The 18,792-nt window shown below is 43.1% G+C and carries 14 protein-coding genes and 1 pseudogene; 5 read left to right on the forward strand and 10 right to left on the reverse strand.

What is annotated here, in order from left to right; genetic code table 11:
• Positions 1–58: 58 nt before the first annotated feature.
• Positions 59–1,308 (reverse strand): annotated as a pseudogene (glgC, locus tag RDO37_RS05345) (glucose-1-phosphate adenylyltransferase).
• Between the two features lie 664 nt (positions 1,309–1,972).
• Between glgC and rcsF the strand changes: the two are divergent.
• The 4 genes from rcsF (at position 1,973) to RDO37_RS05365 (ending at position 6,084) form a co-directional block, all read left to right on the forward strand.
• Positions 1,973–2,371 (forward strand): Rcs stress response system protein RcsF, encoded by a 399-nt coding sequence (gene rcsF, locus RDO37_RS05350; RefSeq protein ID WP_027939769.1) that lies wholly within the window; start codon positions 1,973–1,975, stop codon positions 2,369–2,371.
• Between the two features lie 280 nt (positions 2,372–2,651).
• On the forward strand, positions 2,652–3,359 hold the full coding sequence (tsaA, locus tag RDO37_RS05355; RefSeq protein WP_308498359.1) for a tRNA (N6-threonylcarbamoyladenosine(37)-N6)-methyltransferase TrmO: 708 nt from the start codon (positions 2,652–2,654) through the stop codon (positions 3,357–3,359).
• Between the two features lie 395 nt (positions 3,360–3,754).
• On the forward strand, positions 3,755–5,044 hold the full coding sequence (locus RDO37_RS05360) for an NUDIX hydrolase N-terminal domain-containing protein (RefSeq protein WP_308498360.1): 1,290 nt from the start codon (positions 3,755–3,757) through the stop codon (positions 5,042–5,044).
• 293 nt (positions 5,045–5,337) lie between these two features.
• On the forward strand, positions 5,338–6,084 hold the full coding sequence (locus tag RDO37_RS05365; protein ID WP_308498361.1) for a phosphatase: 747 nt from the start codon (positions 5,338–5,340) through the stop codon (positions 6,082–6,084).
• 155 nt (positions 6,085–6,239) lie between these two features.
• Here the strand turns inward: RDO37_RS05365 and RDO37_RS05370 are convergent, their stop codons facing one another.
• From RDO37_RS05370 to RDO37_RS05405, 8 genes are all read right to left on the reverse strand, one after another.
• Complete coding sequence (locus tag RDO37_RS05370) at positions 6,240–7,088, reverse strand: TonB family protein (RefSeq protein ID WP_308498362.1); 849 nt, start codon at positions 7,086–7,088, stop codon at positions 6,240–6,242.
• Positions 7,051–7,437: a biopolymer transporter ExbD gene (locus RDO37_RS05375; RefSeq protein WP_308498363.1), complete on the reverse strand. Its 387-nt coding sequence runs from the start codon at positions 7,435–7,437 to the stop codon at positions 7,051–7,053. Before RDO37_RS05375 ends, RDO37_RS05370 begins: the two co-directional genes overlap by 38 nt.
• A 38-nt stretch (positions 7,438–7,475) precedes the next feature.
• Complete coding sequence (gene exbB / locus RDO37_RS05380) at positions 7,476–8,036, reverse strand: TonB-system energizer ExbB (RefSeq protein ID WP_308498364.1); 561 nt, start codon at positions 8,034–8,036, stop codon at positions 7,476–7,478.
• A gap of 136 nt (positions 8,037–8,172) precedes the next feature.
• Positions 8,173–10,344, reverse strand: coding sequence for a TonB-dependent receptor domain-containing protein (locus RDO37_RS05385; protein WP_308498365.1), 2,172 nt, complete (start codon positions 10,342–10,344; stop codon positions 8,173–8,175).
• A gap of 274 nt (positions 10,345–10,618) precedes the next feature.
• Complete coding sequence (locus RDO37_RS05390) at positions 10,619–11,527, reverse strand: siderophore ABC transporter substrate-binding protein (RefSeq protein WP_308498366.1); 909 nt, start codon at positions 11,525–11,527, stop codon at positions 10,619–10,621.
• Between the two features lie 108 nt (positions 11,528–11,635).
• The gene (locus RDO37_RS05395) at positions 11,636–12,391 is read right to left on the reverse strand and encodes an ATP-binding cassette domain-containing protein (protein ID WP_308498367.1); all 756 of its coding nucleotides are present in this window, start codon (positions 12,389–12,391) and stop codon (positions 11,636–11,638) included.
• 121 nt (positions 12,392–12,512) lie between these two features.
• The gene (locus RDO37_RS05400) at positions 12,513–13,517 is read right to left on the reverse strand and encodes an iron chelate uptake ABC transporter family permease subunit (RefSeq protein ID WP_308498368.1); all 1,005 of its coding nucleotides are present in this window, start codon (positions 13,515–13,517) and stop codon (positions 12,513–12,515) included.
• Between the two features lie 186 nt (positions 13,518–13,703).
• A complete protein-coding gene (locus RDO37_RS05405; RefSeq protein WP_308498369.1) occupies positions 13,704–14,978 on the reverse strand; it encodes an iron chelate uptake ABC transporter family permease subunit in 1,275 nt (424 codons plus the stop codon).
• 1,240 nt (positions 14,979–16,218) lie between these two features.
• Here RDO37_RS05405 and RDO37_RS05410 point away from each other — a divergent pair.
• On the forward strand, positions 16,219–16,767 hold the full coding sequence (locus RDO37_RS05410; protein WP_281710350.1) for a GNAT family N-acetyltransferase: 549 nt from the start codon (positions 16,219–16,221) through the stop codon (positions 16,765–16,767).
• A gap of 127 nt (positions 16,768–16,894) precedes the next feature.
• Here the strand turns inward: RDO37_RS05410 and ettA are convergent, their stop codons facing one another.
• Complete coding sequence (gene ettA, locus RDO37_RS05415; protein WP_027939762.1) at positions 16,895–18,559, reverse strand: energy-dependent translational throttle protein EttA; 1,665 nt, start codon at positions 18,557–18,559, stop codon at positions 16,895–16,897.
• Positions 18,560–18,792: the final 233 nt, after the last annotated feature.

Raw genomic sequence — 18,792 nt, forward strand, 5'->3', positions numbered from 1 at the left:
AGAACTATGGCCTAGCACTTTTAGTGACCATGTTTAGCTATGCTTAAGGTTGCTAAGCTTACTCGTCAAAGCCAAGGCGCATGCCCTTAGGAATGACGATAATGCCATTTGGTGACATTTGTGGTCCGTTCTTGTCATCAGGGGTGACAATCTTCATATCAGCTTCTTTGTCATAGCCTAGAGTAAAGCCTGGAGCTAATACTACATCACGGTCAATGATGGCACGACGAATCTTGCAGTTAGCGCCAATCTTAACATCACCAATGAGAACGGTTTCTTCAACCTGAGCACCATCTTCAGCAGTACATCTAAAGCCCATTACTGACTTACGAATGCGTGCGCCATCGATGTTACAGCCAGCACTGATCATAGACTGAGACACCTCAGATTGATTGTTGGCTGTATCAGAGAAGTGAGCAGGTGGAAGAGGTGGGTAGAAAGTGTGCAGAGCCCACTTTAAGTTCATTAAGGAGAATGGGGCCTTATCTTGGAGTAGATCCATATGGGCATCCCAATAGGCATCAATACTTCCTACATCGCGCCAGTACACTTCATTAGGCTCGCCATCGATAACATTGTTCGACAGGTCATAGACGAAAACATTGCCACGTGGGAAGAGCTTAGGAATGATGTCCTTACCAAAGTCGTGGGAGGACTCTTTATCCTCTGCATCTACACGCAGCTCATGGCCTAACACTTCGGTCTTGAAGATGTAGTTACCCATGAGACTAAAGAGTAGCCTGGATCACCAGGGATCTCTTTTGGCACGGCTGGCTTTTCTTCAAAGCCAATCATGCGACCAGATTGGTCTACCTCAATCACACCGAAGTTGCCGGCGCAATCTTTAGATGGCAGACGAATAGCAGCTACAGTTAAGTCAGCTTTATGAGAAGTGTGATACTGCAGCATCTGGCGAATATCCATCTTATAGATATGGTCAGAGCCGAAAACGCACACATCGGATGGGTACAGATCTTCAATGAAGGTTAAGTTCTGATAGATAGCATCTGCTGTGCCCTGATACCACTCCTTGCCAGTACGCATCTGTGCAGGGATTGGATCAATAAAGCAGCCTGGAATACCTGAAACTGTCCAGCCATTCTTCAAGTGCATGTACAAAGATTGGGACTTGTACTGAGTGATTACAAACAGACGCAGAATGCCTGAGTTAACGAAGTTGTTAAGCACAAAGTCGATCAGTCGATAAGAACCACCAAAAGGCACAGACGGCTTGGAGCGCGATTTGGTGAGTGGCATTAAGCGTGTGCCCTCGCCACCAGCGAGGATCATTGCCATTACTCCTGACATATAAATTCCCCTTATCTAAGCTACAAAGTTTAGAACAATAGCCGTATGGATGCTGGTAGAAGCATATGAACAAGACATAGCTGTGGTGCTATATGCCAAAGATCATGCGCTACTGCTAAAAAAACAACGGCCCTATCACCAACACACAACGCCGCTTCTGTACATATCTTTGATGCTACCTTCTTAAATTTGAGCTGCAACAAGACGTAGTAATGTTCATGCAAGATGTTGCAATAAGCCTAGCTTCTATTCACCTCAATGTATGTTTGAGTAGATAAGCACAAGAGAGCTTAAGAGCTACGCTCTTGGACATGGCAGAAGAACGGAACCATTGTAATAATACGCGCAATGACACACTGTAAATTTGACTAATGACTCAGTTTTCCTACCTAGAACACACCCTTTGCATCCTCATGGTTCAAAGTGAGCGCTACTTCTCAAATTAAGCATTGACCATACTTAAGATCGCAACTGGGTATTGGCAAATTTCATATTGTGAAAAGCTTATTAAATCATTACAATCGGAGCGTAATTTTGGGTATAACCACCCATTTGACAGGCGCTAGAGCAATTAACAGCGCTATAGAATTTTCTTTGCGTGAAGATCCACTTAGCTTTGGATTCCAAGGTTGAGCTACAAACTTCACGACTATAGGTTTTTTATATGAAGTTACTTGTACTTGCTACTGCAACAGCCGCTCTTTTGTCTGTAGGTTGCCAATCTGGTGTTACTTTTGATTCCAATTTAAATCCTGAGAACTTCACTGAGTATGCTAAGCCTGCATCAGTAGATGTTTTTACTAAGGATTCCATTCTTGAGCATCGCTACCACTCTTTAGGTATGGTCGCTGGTTTAGCTTGTCAAGAAAGTGAGGATGACTACATTGCAACTGAGGCTGATGCTCGTACTGATGCCAAGATCAAGACTGCAGATTTAGGCGGTAATGGTGTAGTTTTTGGCAAGTGCATTCGTCTTGAGCGTACTGATGCTTGCGTTGTTTCAGTAACCTGCTATGGCGAGGCTTTCAAGGTAGACGACTCTTTCAAGCAGCAGTCTAAGTAGCTCTACCATAGGCAAAGCTCGAATTTAAAGGCAGCATACAGCACCTCTTGAAGAGGTGCACCATGAGCTTTTAGATGCGCATTCAGACCTCTTTAGGAGGCGCACTAGGCGCTTTTAGATGCGCATGCAGGGCTTTTGAGGCGATCTCACCATACCCTAGCTCATTTGGGCATGGGTTCAATGGGCAAGCACTGTGAGTGCATAGGACAGCCTGTCGTAAGTACAGGCTGCTTGTATTTTAGCTTGCTGCTTAAGTGGCAAGATCTCAAGGCAGATGTTTATGGACACTTTTAATCTTGAGCCAATAGGAGTTATCCATACTCCATATGGTCAAAAGTTTGCTGTGCCACGCCAGCCAGGTCTTGCTGCAGCTGTAGCTTGTGAAATTGAGCTACTCCCACCTTATTGCGATCCTCAAGCATGCATCGGTCTTGAAGGTTTTAGCCATATCCATGTGATCTTTATTTTTGATAAGGTTGAAGTGGATAAGTTTAGGCCTATGATTAGACCGCCACGACTTGGTGGTAATCAAAAAGTAGGTTTGTTTGCCTCAAGATCGCCATTTAGACCATCAAGATTAGGTCTGTCTGTTCTCAAGCTTGAAAAGGTAGAAAACCGTAACGGCAAGATAGTGCTTCATGTGCTCGGTGCTGATATGGTCGATGGCACTCCGATCTTAGATATCAAGCCATATATTCCATTTGTCGATGCTTTGCCTGATGCAGTAGGCGGCTTTGCTCTAGAGCCCCCTAAGCTTAAGCAAGTTACATTTACCTTAGAAGCTGACGCACTTATAACTAAGCTTAAGCTTGATAAAGCCTCACTTATCGATATTCTTGCCCAAGATCCACGTCCGGCTTACAAAGGCACTGAGGACGATAAGCCTTATTTTGCTCTTCTTATGGGTTACAACATCAAGTTCACCGTATCAGGTGAGATCGTCACCGTACTTGATGTCCTTCCAGCAGAAACCGCCACGCAACAGTAAATAGGCTAGACCCTCGCAAGAATAAATAGCCTGATATGGCCATGAAGCAGTGAATAGGCTAAAACACCGTTGTAGCAGAAATAGGCTAAAGGCGCACCGCAGTTATTTTTTAATTTGCAAAACTCCGTTGCAATAAGATGTACTTTTCGGGTTCATCTCAAGCGCTATGCCATCGATCTCCTTGCTTATCAAAGTATCCTAATACGCACTTAGGGGGATAGCCCCTTTATTTTGCATACTATCTATCGGCTAAACATCACACTTTTGTTTTAATGATCGCTTTTTGCCGTTCATTGAGATCTTTAGATGCTTACTCAAAGCTATAATCAGTAGGAAGCATGTCTGTCACATTTGGCAAGCTTGATGTTAGGACTTTTAAGCACGCGAGGCACCGTATGAGCAAGTATAAGCATTTGCTTTTTGATTTAGATGGCACCCTAGTTGATACTTTTGAGGCCAATCTTAGTAGTGTCATTGAGTTACTTGATCGTAACAAGCCTGGCCATGGCATGTCTCGTGATGACTTTATTAAGTTCTTTGGCTTATCTGGTCCTACCTGTTTACGTAAGCTCGGCGTCAATGAGATCGATATCGATGCGTATATGGCTGAGTGGATTAATTTAGTCCGCGCTAAGAGTCACATGTATAAGCTCTTTAATGGTGTGGTTCCTGTCATGGAGTGCTTAAAGTTTCGTGGATACCACATGTCTGTAGTGACTTCACGTACCCGTGGTATTACCTTAGGCGGTCCACTTGGTGGTGATATGCCTGATCCGCTGCGTCAGTTCTTAGATATGTCAATCTGCGCTAATGACGTGCCTAATCCCAAGCCTGCTCCAGACTCTTTACTGCACTATATGAAAGTAACTGGTGCTAAGCCTGAGGAGATCTTATTTATTGGTGATGCTGCAACTGATCTGCAATGTGCTGATGCTGCCGGTGTCGACTTTGCACTTGCCCTGTGGGATTATCGCGGCAATGACCATCTTTACTGCAAGCACTATCTTAAGACCCCATGGGACTTAGTTTCTGTAGTAACCCAAAAGGAAGCTGAAACTGATCTTGGTGCACAGATGCATAAGTGGGCGCGTGAGATTAACGCTATTGGTCAGATTGGTCTTACCTTTTCACAAGATCGCTTTGATCAAGAGCGTTATAGCCGTCTGCAGGATATTGCAGCGCAAATGGCAGCTTGCTATGTGGGCGTGGATGAGAAGATCATAAGAAAAGAATGGACCATGTCTGGCTATAAGACTCCACAGTTAGACACCCGTGCAGCCATCTTTGATGATCAGGATCGTATCTTATTAGTTAAAGAGGCTCTCTCTGGTAAGTGGAACATGCCAGGCGGCTGGTGTGATGAAAACATGACCATTATGAAGAATGTGGTCAAAGAGGTTAAAGAAGAGGCGGGTATGGATGTCCATCCTATCCGTCTTATCGCCATCCACGATAAGAGTCGTCACAATGATAAAGAATGCCTCAATGGTACTCTAAAGGCTTTTGTTGAGTGCTCAGCAGGCCCAGGTGAGTTTGTACCAAATGCAGAGACAGTTGAGCGCCGTTTCTTCTCACTTAACGAGTTGCCTGTTAAAGACTTACGCACTTCTACTAATACCTTAGAGCAGATCATGATGTGCTTCTCTTGCCATAAGGATCCGCTGTGGCGTGCCGTAGTGGAGTAAGAGCAAGTTAGCTACTTTGCTGCCAAATGATGCACTACAAAGATCGTGGTAGTAAGGTAGCACTAAGTGCATGCTTGTAATTGGGGTGGAGACTGTGCAAAACAGTGCAAGACGAAAAATCACGCTCCATTGTGTTTATGATGTTGGTATTACTCTCTAGAGTTTTATGTCTAGACAGTAGTGAGCTTACATTTAGTGGCTCGTTGCGTGGCAAGACTTTTTTATATTACTGCCTAACAGAGCCATAACATCAATATTAGTTTCAACGTGCAATACTTTACTTGGGAGCTTATATGCGATTTTTAGTTGATCTTCATACACATACCGTAGCAAGTGACCATGCTTACAGCACGATCAATGACTATGTGCTGCAGGCTGAGAAGAATGGTATTGCAATGTTTGCTACCACCGATCACGGCCCTGATGTTGAGGATGCACCTCATCCTTGGCATTTTGGCAACCTCTGTGTTATCCCTCATGTAGTAGATAAGATTGCGATTTTACGTGGCGTTGAGGCTAATATCCGTGTTGACGGTACTATCGACCTTGAAGATAAGTACTTAGAGCGTCTGGACATCGTTTTAGCTGGCTTCCATCCAAACTTAGATCCATCTAATGCTGATGAGCACACCAAGCTTTTAAAGCAAGTTATTTCTTCAGGTAAGGTCGATATCATCACTCACTTAGGTAACCCAAGATATCCAGTGCATTTACGCGAAGTGTTATCTTGTGCCAAGGAGCATAACGTAGCAATCGAGCTTAACTCTTCATCTGGCGTTAATACCCGCAAGGGCAGCCACAGCAATTGCGTTGAAGTAGCAAGACTAGCTAAAGAGATCGGCAACGTTATCTCTTTAGGCTCTGACGCCCATGTTTGCTATTTCTTAGGCAACTTCAAGGCTGCTGAGGCTGTCATTGAAGAGGCAGGCTTAGGCTACGATCAAATCATTAACACTAGCCCAATGAAGGTATTAGACTTCCTTGAGTCTCGTGGTCGTGAGCCAATTGAGTCACTGCACAATCTCTTTACTCTCTTCTAAACAAATACACCCATCATATCGCCACATAATGGCATAGCATTTAGCTAATGAGTTTGGGTTATATATGGCGGTTTGCTGATGCAACCGCCTTATTTTTTCTTGCTAAAGCAACACAAGTTTGTCATTACAATAGCAAGTCCAAAGGCATAACTATCTTAGTTAGTAAGCCTAAAGATGATGGGTAAACGCAGGGTATAGTCCTCTTTTACCTGTGGGAATGAGGCGCTTGCGCGAATGATAGTTTGCTTAGCTGCATCATCAAGCTCGGCAGAGCCTGTGCTTCTAAGTAGGCGTAGTCTTCTTAACTGCCCTTGTCTTGTGTAGGTAAATTGAACGATAGCAGCACCCTCTTCACGCATCATGCGAGCTCTACGTGGGTAGAGTAAATTGCTATCGATTGCCTGTTTGATTTTGGTCAGTACAGGGTGCTGATCGCGGCCTAGAATCAATACTTGTTCGGATGAACGCCCACTACGCATTGCTACATTCTGTCTATGCGCATTGGCAGGCGGCTCTTTCAAGTGCGCTGCTGTTTGCATTGCTCTGTCACGGCGCATATGGCGCATCTCATTAACCTTACGCTTATGCTCCATCTTGCGCTCATGCCTGCGTTCAGCCTTAGCCATGGCTTGCTTACGCTCTTGCACTACAGGTTGTGGCATTGGCTCTGGATCTGGTATCTCATGCTGTGGCTTAACAGCGTCAACTTGCTTTTGTTCTTGCTCCTCGGGTGCTGGAGTTGTCTCATTAGAGCTTGGTGCAGGCGGCGTATCTACATTGCCAAATTGCTCTAAGCTCAGAGCAATAGAGGGGCTGCCAACATCAAGCTTAGTTACGTTAGGCTCATAGATGAAATAACTATAGGCTGCAGCCGCTACACACAGATAGAGAGCACTGGTTATAGCAAAAGCACTCTTGGTGCAATTGTTGAGCGAACCAACCTTAAAGAGTATGGATTCATAGCAATTAACGTTGTTGCAAAGTGGCAATGGAGAAGTTGTCATGGCTTTGCTCCTTGAGGGCGTTGATCAATCCTATGAAAGTGCCAAATTGGCTTTGCTCATCAATACGGAGCTGCAAGTGCTCGCTTTTGGAAATAGAGGCTAGAGCCTCTTTAAACTCACTTAGTGACAAGGCTTTGCCATCAAGGTGTAAGGTGCCTTCCTTGTTGACCTCAACTAGCACGGATGGTTTTTGCTCGAGTGGTGCTGCAGATGAAGCGCTAGGGAGTTTGACCTCGATTTTTCCTTGGGCAATGAAGGTGGATATCGACAAAACAATGCACAGCAAGACCAGCATGATATCTATGAATGGGACGATATTTAGCGCTGAACGCTCAGGGACTTTTTTCATGGTGATTCCGTCATCATGGTGCTAAACAGAGTGGTGCATTAAGCTTGTAACGCCTGCTTAGGAGTGCCATTGAGCTTAGATTCACTAACGGATGGATTGTGCGGGCGCTGTGATGATTCAATGTGCTCAGATGAAGCTACATGATCCTCTTTTACTGTCATGGCTTGATGCTGTTTCATGACGTGAGGGTAGAGGCTGCTGATAACTGCGATCTTGCGGTTAAGAGCGTTGTAGGCGATTAGAGTAGGGATCGCAACCACTAATCCTAGTGCGGTTGCATACAGTGCCAAAGATAAGCCAGTCATAATTTGGCTTGAGTCAATGTATGCTGCTTTACCCATGTCATAGAAGGTAATCATGATGCCAACTACAGTGCCTAAAAGACCAACGTAAGGGGCATTAGAGTAGATGATATAAAGGGTGGTTAAATTGTTAGTCAGTGCATTATCAAACTCATCTTGGTTGGAGTATTTGTGGATATGATGCTTCACTTTGCTTAGAAACATCACGCGCTCGATGCTGTACATAAGCGCAATAAAGCCCATGAGTCCTAAGATGATCATGATGCCGTAATCAACAATTTCTTTGAGTAGTTCCATGGTGTTGCCGTTCAAATTTAACTAGCAAGCTAAAGCTGCTCTAAGCTGCTGTAGCCTGCCATGATTAACAAGTGATGTATGAGTTTTACTCTCTTGAGAGTATTGACGCATCTAGCATGGCTAGATCGTCAAGTGCCTAGAAGTCGTAGGTCATGCTGGCATAGACATTACGGCCCTCAATGTAGTCACGGTAGTAGCTGTTGTAGGTGGTACCACGAGATCCTGCTACTGCGTCGAAGTCTTCATATGCATCAAAATCAAGCAGGTTATTGATGGTGATGTTCAGGCGTGCTTGCGGTGTAAAGTTGTAGTGGCCGCCTAAGTCTAAGAGCATGTAGTTCTTGTAGTAGTCAAAGCCGGCTCCACCACGAGTAGTGATGTATGGAGTGCGGATCTTGCCTATGCCCTTAATGAACAGTCCATAGTTATCTTTGTCGTAGCTAAGCTTTGCCATGATGGCATGTGCTGGAATAGCATTTACAAACTTACCGGCATCGACACCATCGCGGTAGGTATGGTGGGTGTAGGTATAAGAGCCTTCGAGCTTGAAGTTGTTAAAGCGTGCTGAGCTAAAGAGCAGCTCAACGCCTTTTGAACGAGTTTTACCCTTGTTACTTCTAAGTGAGCACTTAGAGTCTGCTGCACTGACTGTTGGGTTACAGACAATGCCATTATCCATAGTGGTGCCAACGGCATAATCAACATTGCCAAGCTTGTTTTCAAAGTCGGTTAAGAAGCCTGTTAAGGTAAAGGAGCCGACTTTTGGTAATTCATACATGACGCTCAGTTCATAGTTAATTGAAGTCTCTGGCTTGAGATCAGGGGTGCCGTAAATAGGGTTAGCACCGCTGTTGTTTTGGTTGTAGACGCCATCAGTTAACTCTTTAATGGATGGAGTTTTATAACCTGCAGCTACACCACCTTTTAAGGTCAAGTTGTTGGTAGCCTTGTAAACTAAATAGCCACGTGGGGTAAAGTGGTTACCAAAATGATCACTATGGCTAAAACGACCGCCAACAGTTGCAATCCAATCGTTGCTTAAAAAGTACTCACCCTCTACATATGCTGAGGTTAAGTTGTGCACTAGTGTATTGCCACCGATATCATCTTTAATCGCATTGGCTAAAGTTGCATCATCTCTAAACTCATCACGCCACCACTGCATGCCGGTAGTGAGGTTGAGAGCTTGGCCATTGTTAAAGGCAAATGGAGTTATAGCTTTTGTCTCAAGGATATAGGAGCGGCTGTAGAACTGATAGGCAACATCGTTTCTAGTGTGGTTAATGTACTGCGCATAGCTATTAATTGAGCCAAAGTCATACTGACCGTCATAGTTAAGCACCAACTGATCTTTACGATACTCATTTAACACAGCAATACCTGCAGATGAGGTCGACATGGATCCTGCCTTCATGTAGTACTGCTCGCCATCAATAGAGATATCATGGCCTTTTATTGGTGAGTAAATTACCTTAGCGCCATAATTCTTAAGATCAAAATCATTGGCGCTATGAGCTAAATACTTGCCGTTTGGTGCCTTGATATCTGTGTGATCTTTTTCGTAGTAGCGACCACGGAATTGTACAGAGAGCTTGTCATCAATCAGTGGCACATTGATATTGGCATTGGTGCCTGCTGCATTACCAAACTTTTCATGCTGCTGCATTAAAGTCTCAAAGCCGATAGAACCTGTTACTTTTTCTGGATGCTTCTTGGTAATGATATTGATTACGCCACCAACCGCATCTGATCCATAGAGGGTTGAGGCAGGACCACGAATGATCTCAATACGATCAATCATGGATGCAGGAGGTGTGTATCCCATATTGGGATCAAAGCCGTTTTTTACAAATGCAGTTGATGAGTTCTGTCTCTTGCCATCAATTAAGAATGCCGTGTAGTCGGAACTAAAACCACGCATCATGATGTTGGAGTTACCAGTCTTAGATTTGGCGATCTCAATACCAGGCAGATTAGCCACAATGTCACCAATATCTCTAGCTGCAGTAGCTCGAACAGTATCGCCATCGATAACAGACATGGATGCTGGAGCTTCTTTAAGATCCTGTGCAAAGCCTGATGCAGAAACTACAGTCTGCCCTAAGTCATAAACCTCATTTCCTCCATTATTTGCATCGTCATTGCTATTTTGATCTTGGATTGCACTATCCATGTAATCAGCATTTAAAGCCTCTTGCAGATCAAGATTCAATGTATCATCAGCAAGAGCTGAGGAAGCTACCATGCTTGATGTAGTAAAGATCAAAGCTTGTGACAGAGCAGAAAGTCTAAAGGCCTGTTTGTTCATACAACTAAAGTTCTCGTTGAAATTGTTCACACACAAAACGGTTACATCTAAGCCACGCAGTGGTGCTCGCAAATCGTGGCGCTCTGCATGGCATTAATTAAGAACCGCGTGGGCAGTGCCTAAATGAGCTGAGGTAACGGCCTGTTGGTGGTTAGCCTTGAATTATTTTGGTTAGCTCAAGGTAACTTTGGGGCCAAAAAAATTGGACGTAGTTGTCCAATGAAGAGCCTCGTGGCTCATTACCTGAGATCTTAAATTTAGGTGGTCAGTAAATTTATTTAAGGGCAGTTTCTAAATCTTGGAGCATTAAGTCTGTGGCAGTTAATCCGCCCTCAGATAGATACCAAACAGCTGAATTTAGATATGTGATCTTGTTGTTTTTGAAAGCATCTGTTTTATGCACTAGTTCATTATTCATAACATCCTTGGCAAGCTTTGCTCCTTGAGTAGCAATAGCGCTATCACGATCTAAGATAAAGATATATTCTGGATTAAGCTTAAGGAGAAGCTCAAATGAGGACTCATTGCCATGAGTTGCCACAATATCTTTAGACAAATTGTTAAAGCCAATATCACGGCCAATCATGGAGCAGCGGCCTGTATTGCCTAAGGTTTTAAATTGTGTTGCGTTGACCATACCAACTACAGCACTTTTACCTTGAGCTTGTTCTTTAAGCTTGCTGATACGATCTTCAAAGCTCTTAATTAATTCTTGAGCTTTTCCTTGTGTTTGGAATAGCGATGCGATGGTGGAAGTATTTCTTTTCACGCTTTCAATTAGCGGCTCATCATAATCGACAGATAAGAACACCACTGGCGCAATGGCTGAGAGCTCTTCATATTTTGCAGCTAAGCGGCCACCAATAAAAATAACCTCTGGCTCAAGTGCCATGAGCTTTTCTAAATCAAGTTCTTTGACAGTGCCTATATTGGTCAGCTGTTGATTGTCTTGGTACTTTTTTAAGTACTCAGGTACCGCACCAGTTGCAGTAACGCCAGTGATCTTATTGCCAAGATCAAGACGATCCATAATGTCTAAAATGGCATAGTCAGCTACTGCAACATTGTTAGGATTTACAGGTACTGACACGCTGATTTGGTTGCGATTTTGATCAAGGCTAAATACTGATACTTGCTCTTGAGCAAAAGCTGTATGCTGCGCTGTACCAAGGAATATTGCCATGGCACTGGCTAATTTAAAGCTCAACATGTTGTTAAACATGCGCATGATGGGTCTCCTAAAAGATTATCCAATTAAGGAAATAAACAATTCTGTTGCGTTAGCGATCACTTAAAAGTGCAGCGCTAATGGCTTGCCTTTGACCGTGGTAATTGAGAAATCAACGGCATAGACCTCTTTTAAAAAGTCAGACTGCATGAGCTCGTGCACTGTGCCAAAGCCTGCTAATTGGCCGTTTTTAAAGGCAGCAATGTAGTCTGAATAAAATGAGGCGTAATTGATTTCATGCAACACCATTAAGACTGTTTTTCCAAGCTCATCGCACAGCCTTCTGACAGTGCTCATGAGTTTAGTTGCATGGTAAATATCTAAATTGTTAGTAGGCTCATCGAGCAAGATGTAGTCAGTATCCTGCGCTAAGACCATGGCAATTAATGCTCTCTGTCTTTGACCCCCAGAGAGTTCATCTAAGAAGCGTTCGGCAAACTCTTCAAGCTCCATGAACATCAGGGCATTGTTGATAAGCTCATGATCTTTAGTCGTCAAACGTCCTTGGCTATATGGAAAACGACCAAAGGCAATTAACTCTTTAACTGTTAGCTTTGACTGAATATTATTTTGCTGTGTGAGGATCGCTAGGTTCTTTGCCAACTCAGAACGCTTATAGTCTTTAATATCTTTGCCTTTAAATTTAATAGCACCAGAGTCACTTGGTGTCAGACGTGCAATCATGTTTAAGACAGTAGACTTGCCTGCACCATTCGGCCCAATGAGTGATATAACCTTGCCTTGTGGTAGCTTAAGATCAATACCTTTAACTACTTCTTGCCCTTCATACTTTTTGCTCAGTCCACAAAGCTCGATCATAATGACTCCTTAGATGACCTTAGTTCAGTGCTCAGACTATGAGCAGCATGGATAAGTTAGTTGCTCTTAATAGTTGTCTTTAAGTTCTAGTGCCTTAAAGATCTTAGGCATTTACTTTTGGCTAGATAGCTTTTTTCGTCGAGCGCAGTACCAAATACATAAAATAAACACCGCCTCCGATAGTGATAAATACGGACACTGGGATTGAGTAAATAAAGACACGCTCAATGATCACCTGACCAGCAATTAACACGAGCAGCGTTACTAAAACGGTTCCAGAAATTAGGTATTTGTGTTTGTATGTCTTAAATAGCTGTCTTGCTACATTGGTGGTAATTAGTCCGATAAATGACACTGGTCCTACTAAGGCGGTTGCAATAGCTATCAGCAAAGTTACGAATAAAAGCAGCATCTTGAGACTTTGCTCGTAATCAATGCCTAAAGACATGGCGTTATTGCGTCCTAGTGCAATGACATTAAGTACTTTGAGTTTGTTATAAAACAGCATCGTCAAGATAATGATTAGCGCCGTAGCAAGCAGTAAGACCTCTTTATTGACGTTGCTAAATGAGGCTACAAGAGTAACGAGTAGGGCGTCATAATCATTAGGATCCATAGCTCTGACTAAGGAGCTTTGAATCGAGGTAAAGAATGTCGTAAGCACCGTACCAATAAGCAGTACATAGAGGATGTTGTATTTGGTTTTGACAAATAAATAGTTGTATACAAAGCCAGCAACCGAGGCCATTAATGCTAGATCGCACATGAAAGCTAGGTTCTTATTGGTAACGATGAATGAACCCATGCCAAAGCTAAACACTATTACAGTGTGCAGTACTAAATACAGCGAGTTCATGCCCAAAAGACATGGTGTCACAATGTAATTATTGATGAGGGTTTGAAAGATCAGTGAAGCAGCTCCAATGGCTAGCGCTGCAATAATCATTGCGCAGAGCTTAGGCACGCGTATGGACATGGCGTAATCAAAGAACTTCCAGTTAAGACCTATAAACAAATAGCTAAGACATACTGCAGTAACTAATATCGCTAAAATCACTAGCTTAAGCTTGAGGCTTAGCTCGTGCCTATTGCGAAAAGTAACCAATGACGCGCCTGCCTCAGACATGACACATTCCTTATGTTTTAAGACTGTTATTAACGCTAAGATTTAGTCAAAAGGGGGCCATGAGCTGCCTTAATAGGCAGCCTATTGGCCTACAACGCTCTATACATTGTTATGAGTAAATTCAGAATTAAAATCGCCAGCTAGATGGTATAACCAGTATTTAAAAGCTTGGATTAGCAATAATTCTTATGAGCTAATGGTGTGACTAGGCTTACTACATCGATAATCAAGATTTGTAGCAGCGATCGTGCAGCTTGGTGCAGCAGCTGATGCTGTATGCGGCGTCGTTACGCTATCTTTATCTGCGCATTGCCCTGGGCTTAGTACTGTGCTGTGTAGTACTGAGCTTTGAGATGCGCATGCTCCATGTGGATATATGCCAGTGTTTTCATGGTTCGCTGCGTTCATACAGCTAGGTGCGCTTGAACATGAGTTAGCCTGTGGGGAGCTTAAGATCTTCTTTATGAACGACATGAATGAGCCGTGGCTTTTAGAGCCATGGATACGATAGAAGATTAAGCTTATGAAGATTAATGAGCCAACACAGCCAGAGATAAGCTCAATTGGCAACTCATATGGAGCAATAATGATGCGTCCAATGAGATCACAAACAAGAACAAACAGAGAGCCAGCTAAAGCAGTATCGGTAATGGTATTTTTTAAGTTATCTCCCTTGTAGATAGTGACAAGGTTAGGAACGATAAGCCCGATATATGAGATCGTGCCCACCACTACTACCACTGAGGCTGTAATCATGGCGGCTAAAGAAAGGCCTAAAAGCAAGAAGAGGGAGTAATTAACACCTAAGTTTTGGGAGAAATTACGTCCCATGCCTACAATATTAAAATAACGAGCAAAGTAGCAAGCGAGCAAGATAAGCGGGGCTACCATATAGACGATTTCATAATGGCCACGAATAACTGTGGAAAAGTGCCCAACTAAAAAAGAGGATAGAGCTTGATTCATCTCAAAGCGAAAGGCAATGAATGCAGTAATGCCAGAGATGATATTGCCAAACATGATGCCAACAAGCGGCACTAAGATCATGTCTTTTAGCTGTACACGCTGTACAAAAGAGACAAAAATCCAAGTTCCAAGCATAGCAAAGGCAAAGGAGAAGTATGCGCGTTCCATTAGCGTGGAGCTTGGCAAAAAGAGCATGGCAATCAGAATACCTAATTGGGCTGATTGAATAGTTGCTGCAGTGGATGGAGATACGAACTTGTTAGCACAGAGGTTCTGCATGATAAGACCAGCTACAGCCAAGCCTGCTCCTGACAAGAGAATTGCCATGAGTCTAGGAAAACGAGAAATAGCTAAGATCTCTAATTGATCAGGAGAGGATATTAGCTCTATAAGGCTAATATCTAGTACTCCAACGAAAAGAGAGTATATGCTGAGGACTAGTATTAATAGACTCAACACGATGCTTAAACTATTATTTTTCCAAAAATGGCTCATGCTAGAACCTTAAAATATTTGCTCAATAAACAGGCCAAAATTACCAATATAGTCACAAATATTTATTGCTAAATAGCAATATTTAATTTGCATCTGCCTAGTAATTTTTCAAATTCATCAAGATAAGCTATAGTCAAAAATGCAATCAAAAATGATGGCTAAATTTGAATTTGGTTAGCATGAAGTAAACTAGTCAAAGACTAGGTGATAGTTATACTATGTCATACAAACCGCATATATGTGATCAATTTCATGCAGTTAGTTATTTGTAACTATGGTTACCTATCGCTAATTGCGATACTAGTATACAAGAGTGTATTTCAAAAGATCAACGCGGCTGTAGTGAAAATTTTTGAGAAATATTCTTATTAACGGGCTAAGAAAAATATTATTTTTATATGTTAATTTGCCATGATTTTATGTAACGGCTTGCTGATTATGTTCTTCATAAATGCAAGTCATCAACCGCATTGCTTGTAAATTAATTGCACAAATATCTTTTACAAATGCCGTTAGGGTGTTTTAAGTACATAAAACCAATAGGCATCATTTAGATAGCGGTAGAGTTATAGAGACGATGGTAAGTTAGCGCTGCTACGAACTATGTTTATTGACTATAGTGTTTTGTATGTAGTGCCGTATGAAAACTAGTAAAGATGTGCAGTTATCTCAAGATGCTATTGGGTTTAGTCAATGGATTTGTTAGATTAAGTGTGTGTGGGTACGTATCTTATCTAGCATTGCTTAAGATAGAGAGCGCGAAAGTAACCATCTTAATTTGCTATCTCTGGTAGCACTGGTTCTTAACAGATGCATAGCTTGCGTACTTCACATGCTGCATAAAAAATGCGCAAAGCTAGCGTAGATGAGAAGAGTACAAAAGCGCATAGCTAGTGTAGATGAGAAGAGTACAAAAGCGCATAGCTAGTGTAGATGAGAAGAGTACAAAAGCGCATAGCTAGTGTACCCATCAAGAGACTTTTTATTTAAGCGCTTGCTAAGTAAAAGAAAAGTTTGAGCAAAGCGTTATTCAAGTCTCAATTTAGCTACCAAAGTAGTAGTTAAGAGGCTTTAGTGCGTTAAATTCTAATTGGAGTTTAAGCTTAAAAGTTTCGAATAATAGCTTTGAGTCTGATCTAGATTGTGCTGCCGCCTTTAATGGCGGTAATGTTTATAATTTATCCGTGCTGCGAGCTTACGGATGCATCGATAAGATGTTGGCAAAATATGAGGATTGGCCATGGAATTACATCACTTTAGCCACAACATTCAGCTATGGAAGATGAATCATAAGTGTGCTGGAAAGATCATGCGCCACTACATTGAAGAGCAATACGAAGATTACACCTTTGCTACTGGCAGCATTAAGTATTTAAAGCAGATGCAAATGCTCCATGCTGAGCTGTTTAGAGTGCCTATGCTCAACTGGCTCGTATGGCTGTACCGTTTTAGATCCCCAGAGTTAGTCTCTGTAGCTTTAGACAAGGAAGGCAACCTCGTAGGTTATGAGTGCTTCATGTTTAATGACGGAGAGGTTAAAGACAACATTCTGCATGGTCTGTTCGTTGGTGTTACAGAGCGTGTTCAGGGTAAAGGTATCGCTACTGCACTGCGTCGCTTCTCTATTAAGACCTATGATTTTGGCAACCTCAATGCTTTATCAACTGTAGCATTAGTTGACGATATTAAGGCCTTACGTTCTGCGCAGAAATCAGGTTATGGCATTGAGAAGCAGTCCTTAAAGCCATCAGGTCACTACTTAGTTAAGCACCTGACTTTAGGTCGCTAATTTACCTATCACTACAAAAATATTTGTAGTCTGCATAAATGAAAAAAGCGTCTTAACGACGCTTTTTTCATGTCTGTACATAGCGCAAATGCTGCTATGCACAGATGAGCCTCTTGTAAGAATTATCTTACTTAGAAACCTTCTTGAACTTGAGACGGTGTGGCTGAGCCTCTTCACCGAGCTCTTTCTTCTTCCAGGCTTCGTACTCAGTGTAGTTACCCTCGAAGAAGCGTACCTTACCCTCATCACCGTAGTCGAGGATGTGGGTTGCAATACGGTCTAAGAACCAACGATCGTGGGAAATAACCATTGCTGAACCTGGGAACTCTAATAAAGCGTTCTCAAGTGCACGTAAGGTTTCAACGTCGAGATCGTTAGTAGGCTCGTCTAAGAGTAAGAGGTTACCGCCAACCTGCAGAAGCTTAGCAAGCTGCAGACGGCCACGCTCACCACCAGACAGATCGCCAACACGCTTTTGCTGATCAGTGCTCTTGAAGTTAAAGCGACCAATGTAAGCGCGAGATGGGATCTCGTAGTTACCAATACGCAGGATGTCTTGGCCATGTGAGATTTCCTCGAAAACAGTATTGTTATCGTTCATCTCATCACGGAACTGCTCTACATATGCAGTTACTACGGTATCACCGAGCTTGATCTCACCTGAATCAGGCTTCTCAATACCAGTGATCATACGGAACAGAGTGGACTTACCAGCACCGTTAGGACCGATGATACCAACGATAGAGCCCTTAGGCAGAGTGAAGGATAAATCATCGATCAGTACTTGACCGTCATAAGCCTTAGACAGGTTCTTGACCTCAAGTACAGAGTCACCTAAACGAGGCCCTGGTGGAATGTACAGCTCGTTGGTTTCGTTACGCTTTTGATACTCAACAGATGAGAGCTCCTCAAAGCGCTGCATACGAGCCTTAGACTTAGCCTGACGGCCACGAGCACCCTGACGAACCCACTCAAGCTCGCGCTCGATGGAACGACGACGTGCGCTCTCAGTATTCTCTTCAATTTGCAGACGCTGATCTTTTTGCTCAAGCCATGAAGAGTAGTTACCCTGCCAAGGGATACCCTCACCACGGTCAAGTTCTAAGATCCAGCCAGCTACGTTGTCAAGGAAGTAACGATCGTGGGTTACTGCGACAACGGTACCTGGGTACTGGTGTAAGAACTGCTCAAGCCAATCAACAGACTCAGCATCAAGGTGGTTGGTAGGCTCGTCAAGAAGCAGCATATCTGGACGCTCTAAGAGCAGACGGCATAATGCTACACGACGACGCTCACCACCTGATAAAACCTTAATCTGACGATCAAAGTCAGGTAAACGCAGAGCATCAGCTGCACGATCAATCTGGCTGTCGAGGTTGTGACCATCGTGAGCCTGAATGATAGCCTCGAGCTTAGCCTGCTCTTTAGCTAGTGCATCAAAGTCAGCGTTTTCATCGGCATACTCAGCGTAAACCTCATCGAGGCGCTTGAGTGCATCATTAACCTCGCCAAAAGCCTCCTGAATAACCTCTTTAATGGTCTTCTCTGGATCAAGCTTCGGCTCTTGAGGAAGATAGCCGATTTTAATGCCCGGTTGTGGACGTGCCTCACCCTCATAGTCCTGGTCAACGCCAGCCATGATCTTGATTAAGGTGGACTTACCGGCGCCGTTCAGACCAAGAACGCCGATCTTTGCACCCGGGAAGAAAGACAGGGAAATGTTGTTTAAGATTTGTCTCTTCGGGGGCACAATTTTGCCCACACGATTCATAGTGAAAATGAATTGAGCCATATCACCCTCAAGTAATGAACAATCTCTTGATCTTATCAGTTTTGCAGCCTATAAGCCACTGCAAAAGCCTAAGCTGGCACCTAATTGCCATAAAAACGCCGTTTAAGACATATTTAGAAAGCTTTGTTCTACTTAGAGGTACTCCATAATTACAACAAGTAAGGCCACTAACTAGTCCTTAGCGTAACCTCATGTAATGTCTCTGTGCCTTGAACATATAAATATGGGACCTT

This window comes from uncultured Anaerobiospirillum sp., from assembly GCF_902485895.1.
Taxonomy (GTDB): Bacteria; Pseudomonadota; Gammaproteobacteria; order Enterobacterales; family Succinivibrionaceae; genus Anaerobiospirillum; species Anaerobiospirillum succiniciproducens.

Coding starts and splice junctions, on each gene's coding strand:
- rcsF (WP_027939769.1), top strand. CDS start 1,973: ATGAAGTTACTTGTACTTGCTACTGCAACAGCCGCTCTTTTGTCTGTA.
- tsaA (WP_308498359.1), top strand. CDS start 2,652: ATGGACACTTTTAATCTTGAGCCAATAGGAGTTATCCATACTCCATAT.
- RDO37_RS05360 (WP_308498360.1), top strand. CDS start 3,755: ATGAGCAAGTATAAGCATTTGCTTTTTGATTTAGATGGCACCCTAGTT.
- RDO37_RS05365 (WP_308498361.1), top strand. CDS start 5,338: ATGCGATTTTTAGTTGATCTTCATACACATACCGTAGCAAGTGACCAT.
- RDO37_RS05370 (WP_308498362.1), bottom strand. CDS start 7,088: ATGACAACTTCTCCATTGCCACTTTGCAACAACGTTAATTGCTATGAA.
- RDO37_RS05375 (WP_308498363.1), bottom strand. CDS start 7,437: ATGAAAAAAGTCCCTGAGCGTTCAGCGCTAAATATCGTCCCATTCATA.
- exbB (WP_308498364.1), bottom strand. CDS start 8,036: ATGGAACTACTCAAAGAAATTGTTGATTACGGCATCATGATCATCTTA.
- RDO37_RS05385 (WP_308498365.1), bottom strand. CDS start 10,344: ATGAACAAACAGGCCTTTAGACTTTCTGCTCTGTCACAAGCTTTGATC.
- RDO37_RS05390 (WP_308498366.1), bottom strand. CDS start 11,527: ATGGCAATATTCCTTGGTACAGCGCAGCATACAGCTTTTGCTCAAGAG.
- RDO37_RS05395 (WP_308498367.1), bottom strand. CDS start 12,391: ATGATCGAGCTTTGTGGACTGAGCAAAAAGTATGAAGGGCAAGAAGTA.
- RDO37_RS05400 (WP_308498368.1), bottom strand. CDS start 13,517: ATGTCTGAGGCAGGCGCGTCATTGGTTACTTTTCGCAATAGGCACGAG.
- RDO37_RS05405 (WP_308498369.1), bottom strand. CDS start 14,978: ATGAGCCATTTTTGGAAAAATAATAGTTTAAGCATCGTGTTGAGTCTA.
- RDO37_RS05410 (WP_281710350.1), top strand. CDS start 16,219: ATGGAATTACATCACTTTAGCCACAACATTCAGCTATGGAAGATGAAT.
- ettA (WP_027939762.1), bottom strand. CDS start 18,559: ATGGCTCAATTCATTTTCACTATGAATCGTGTGGGCAAAATTGTGCCC.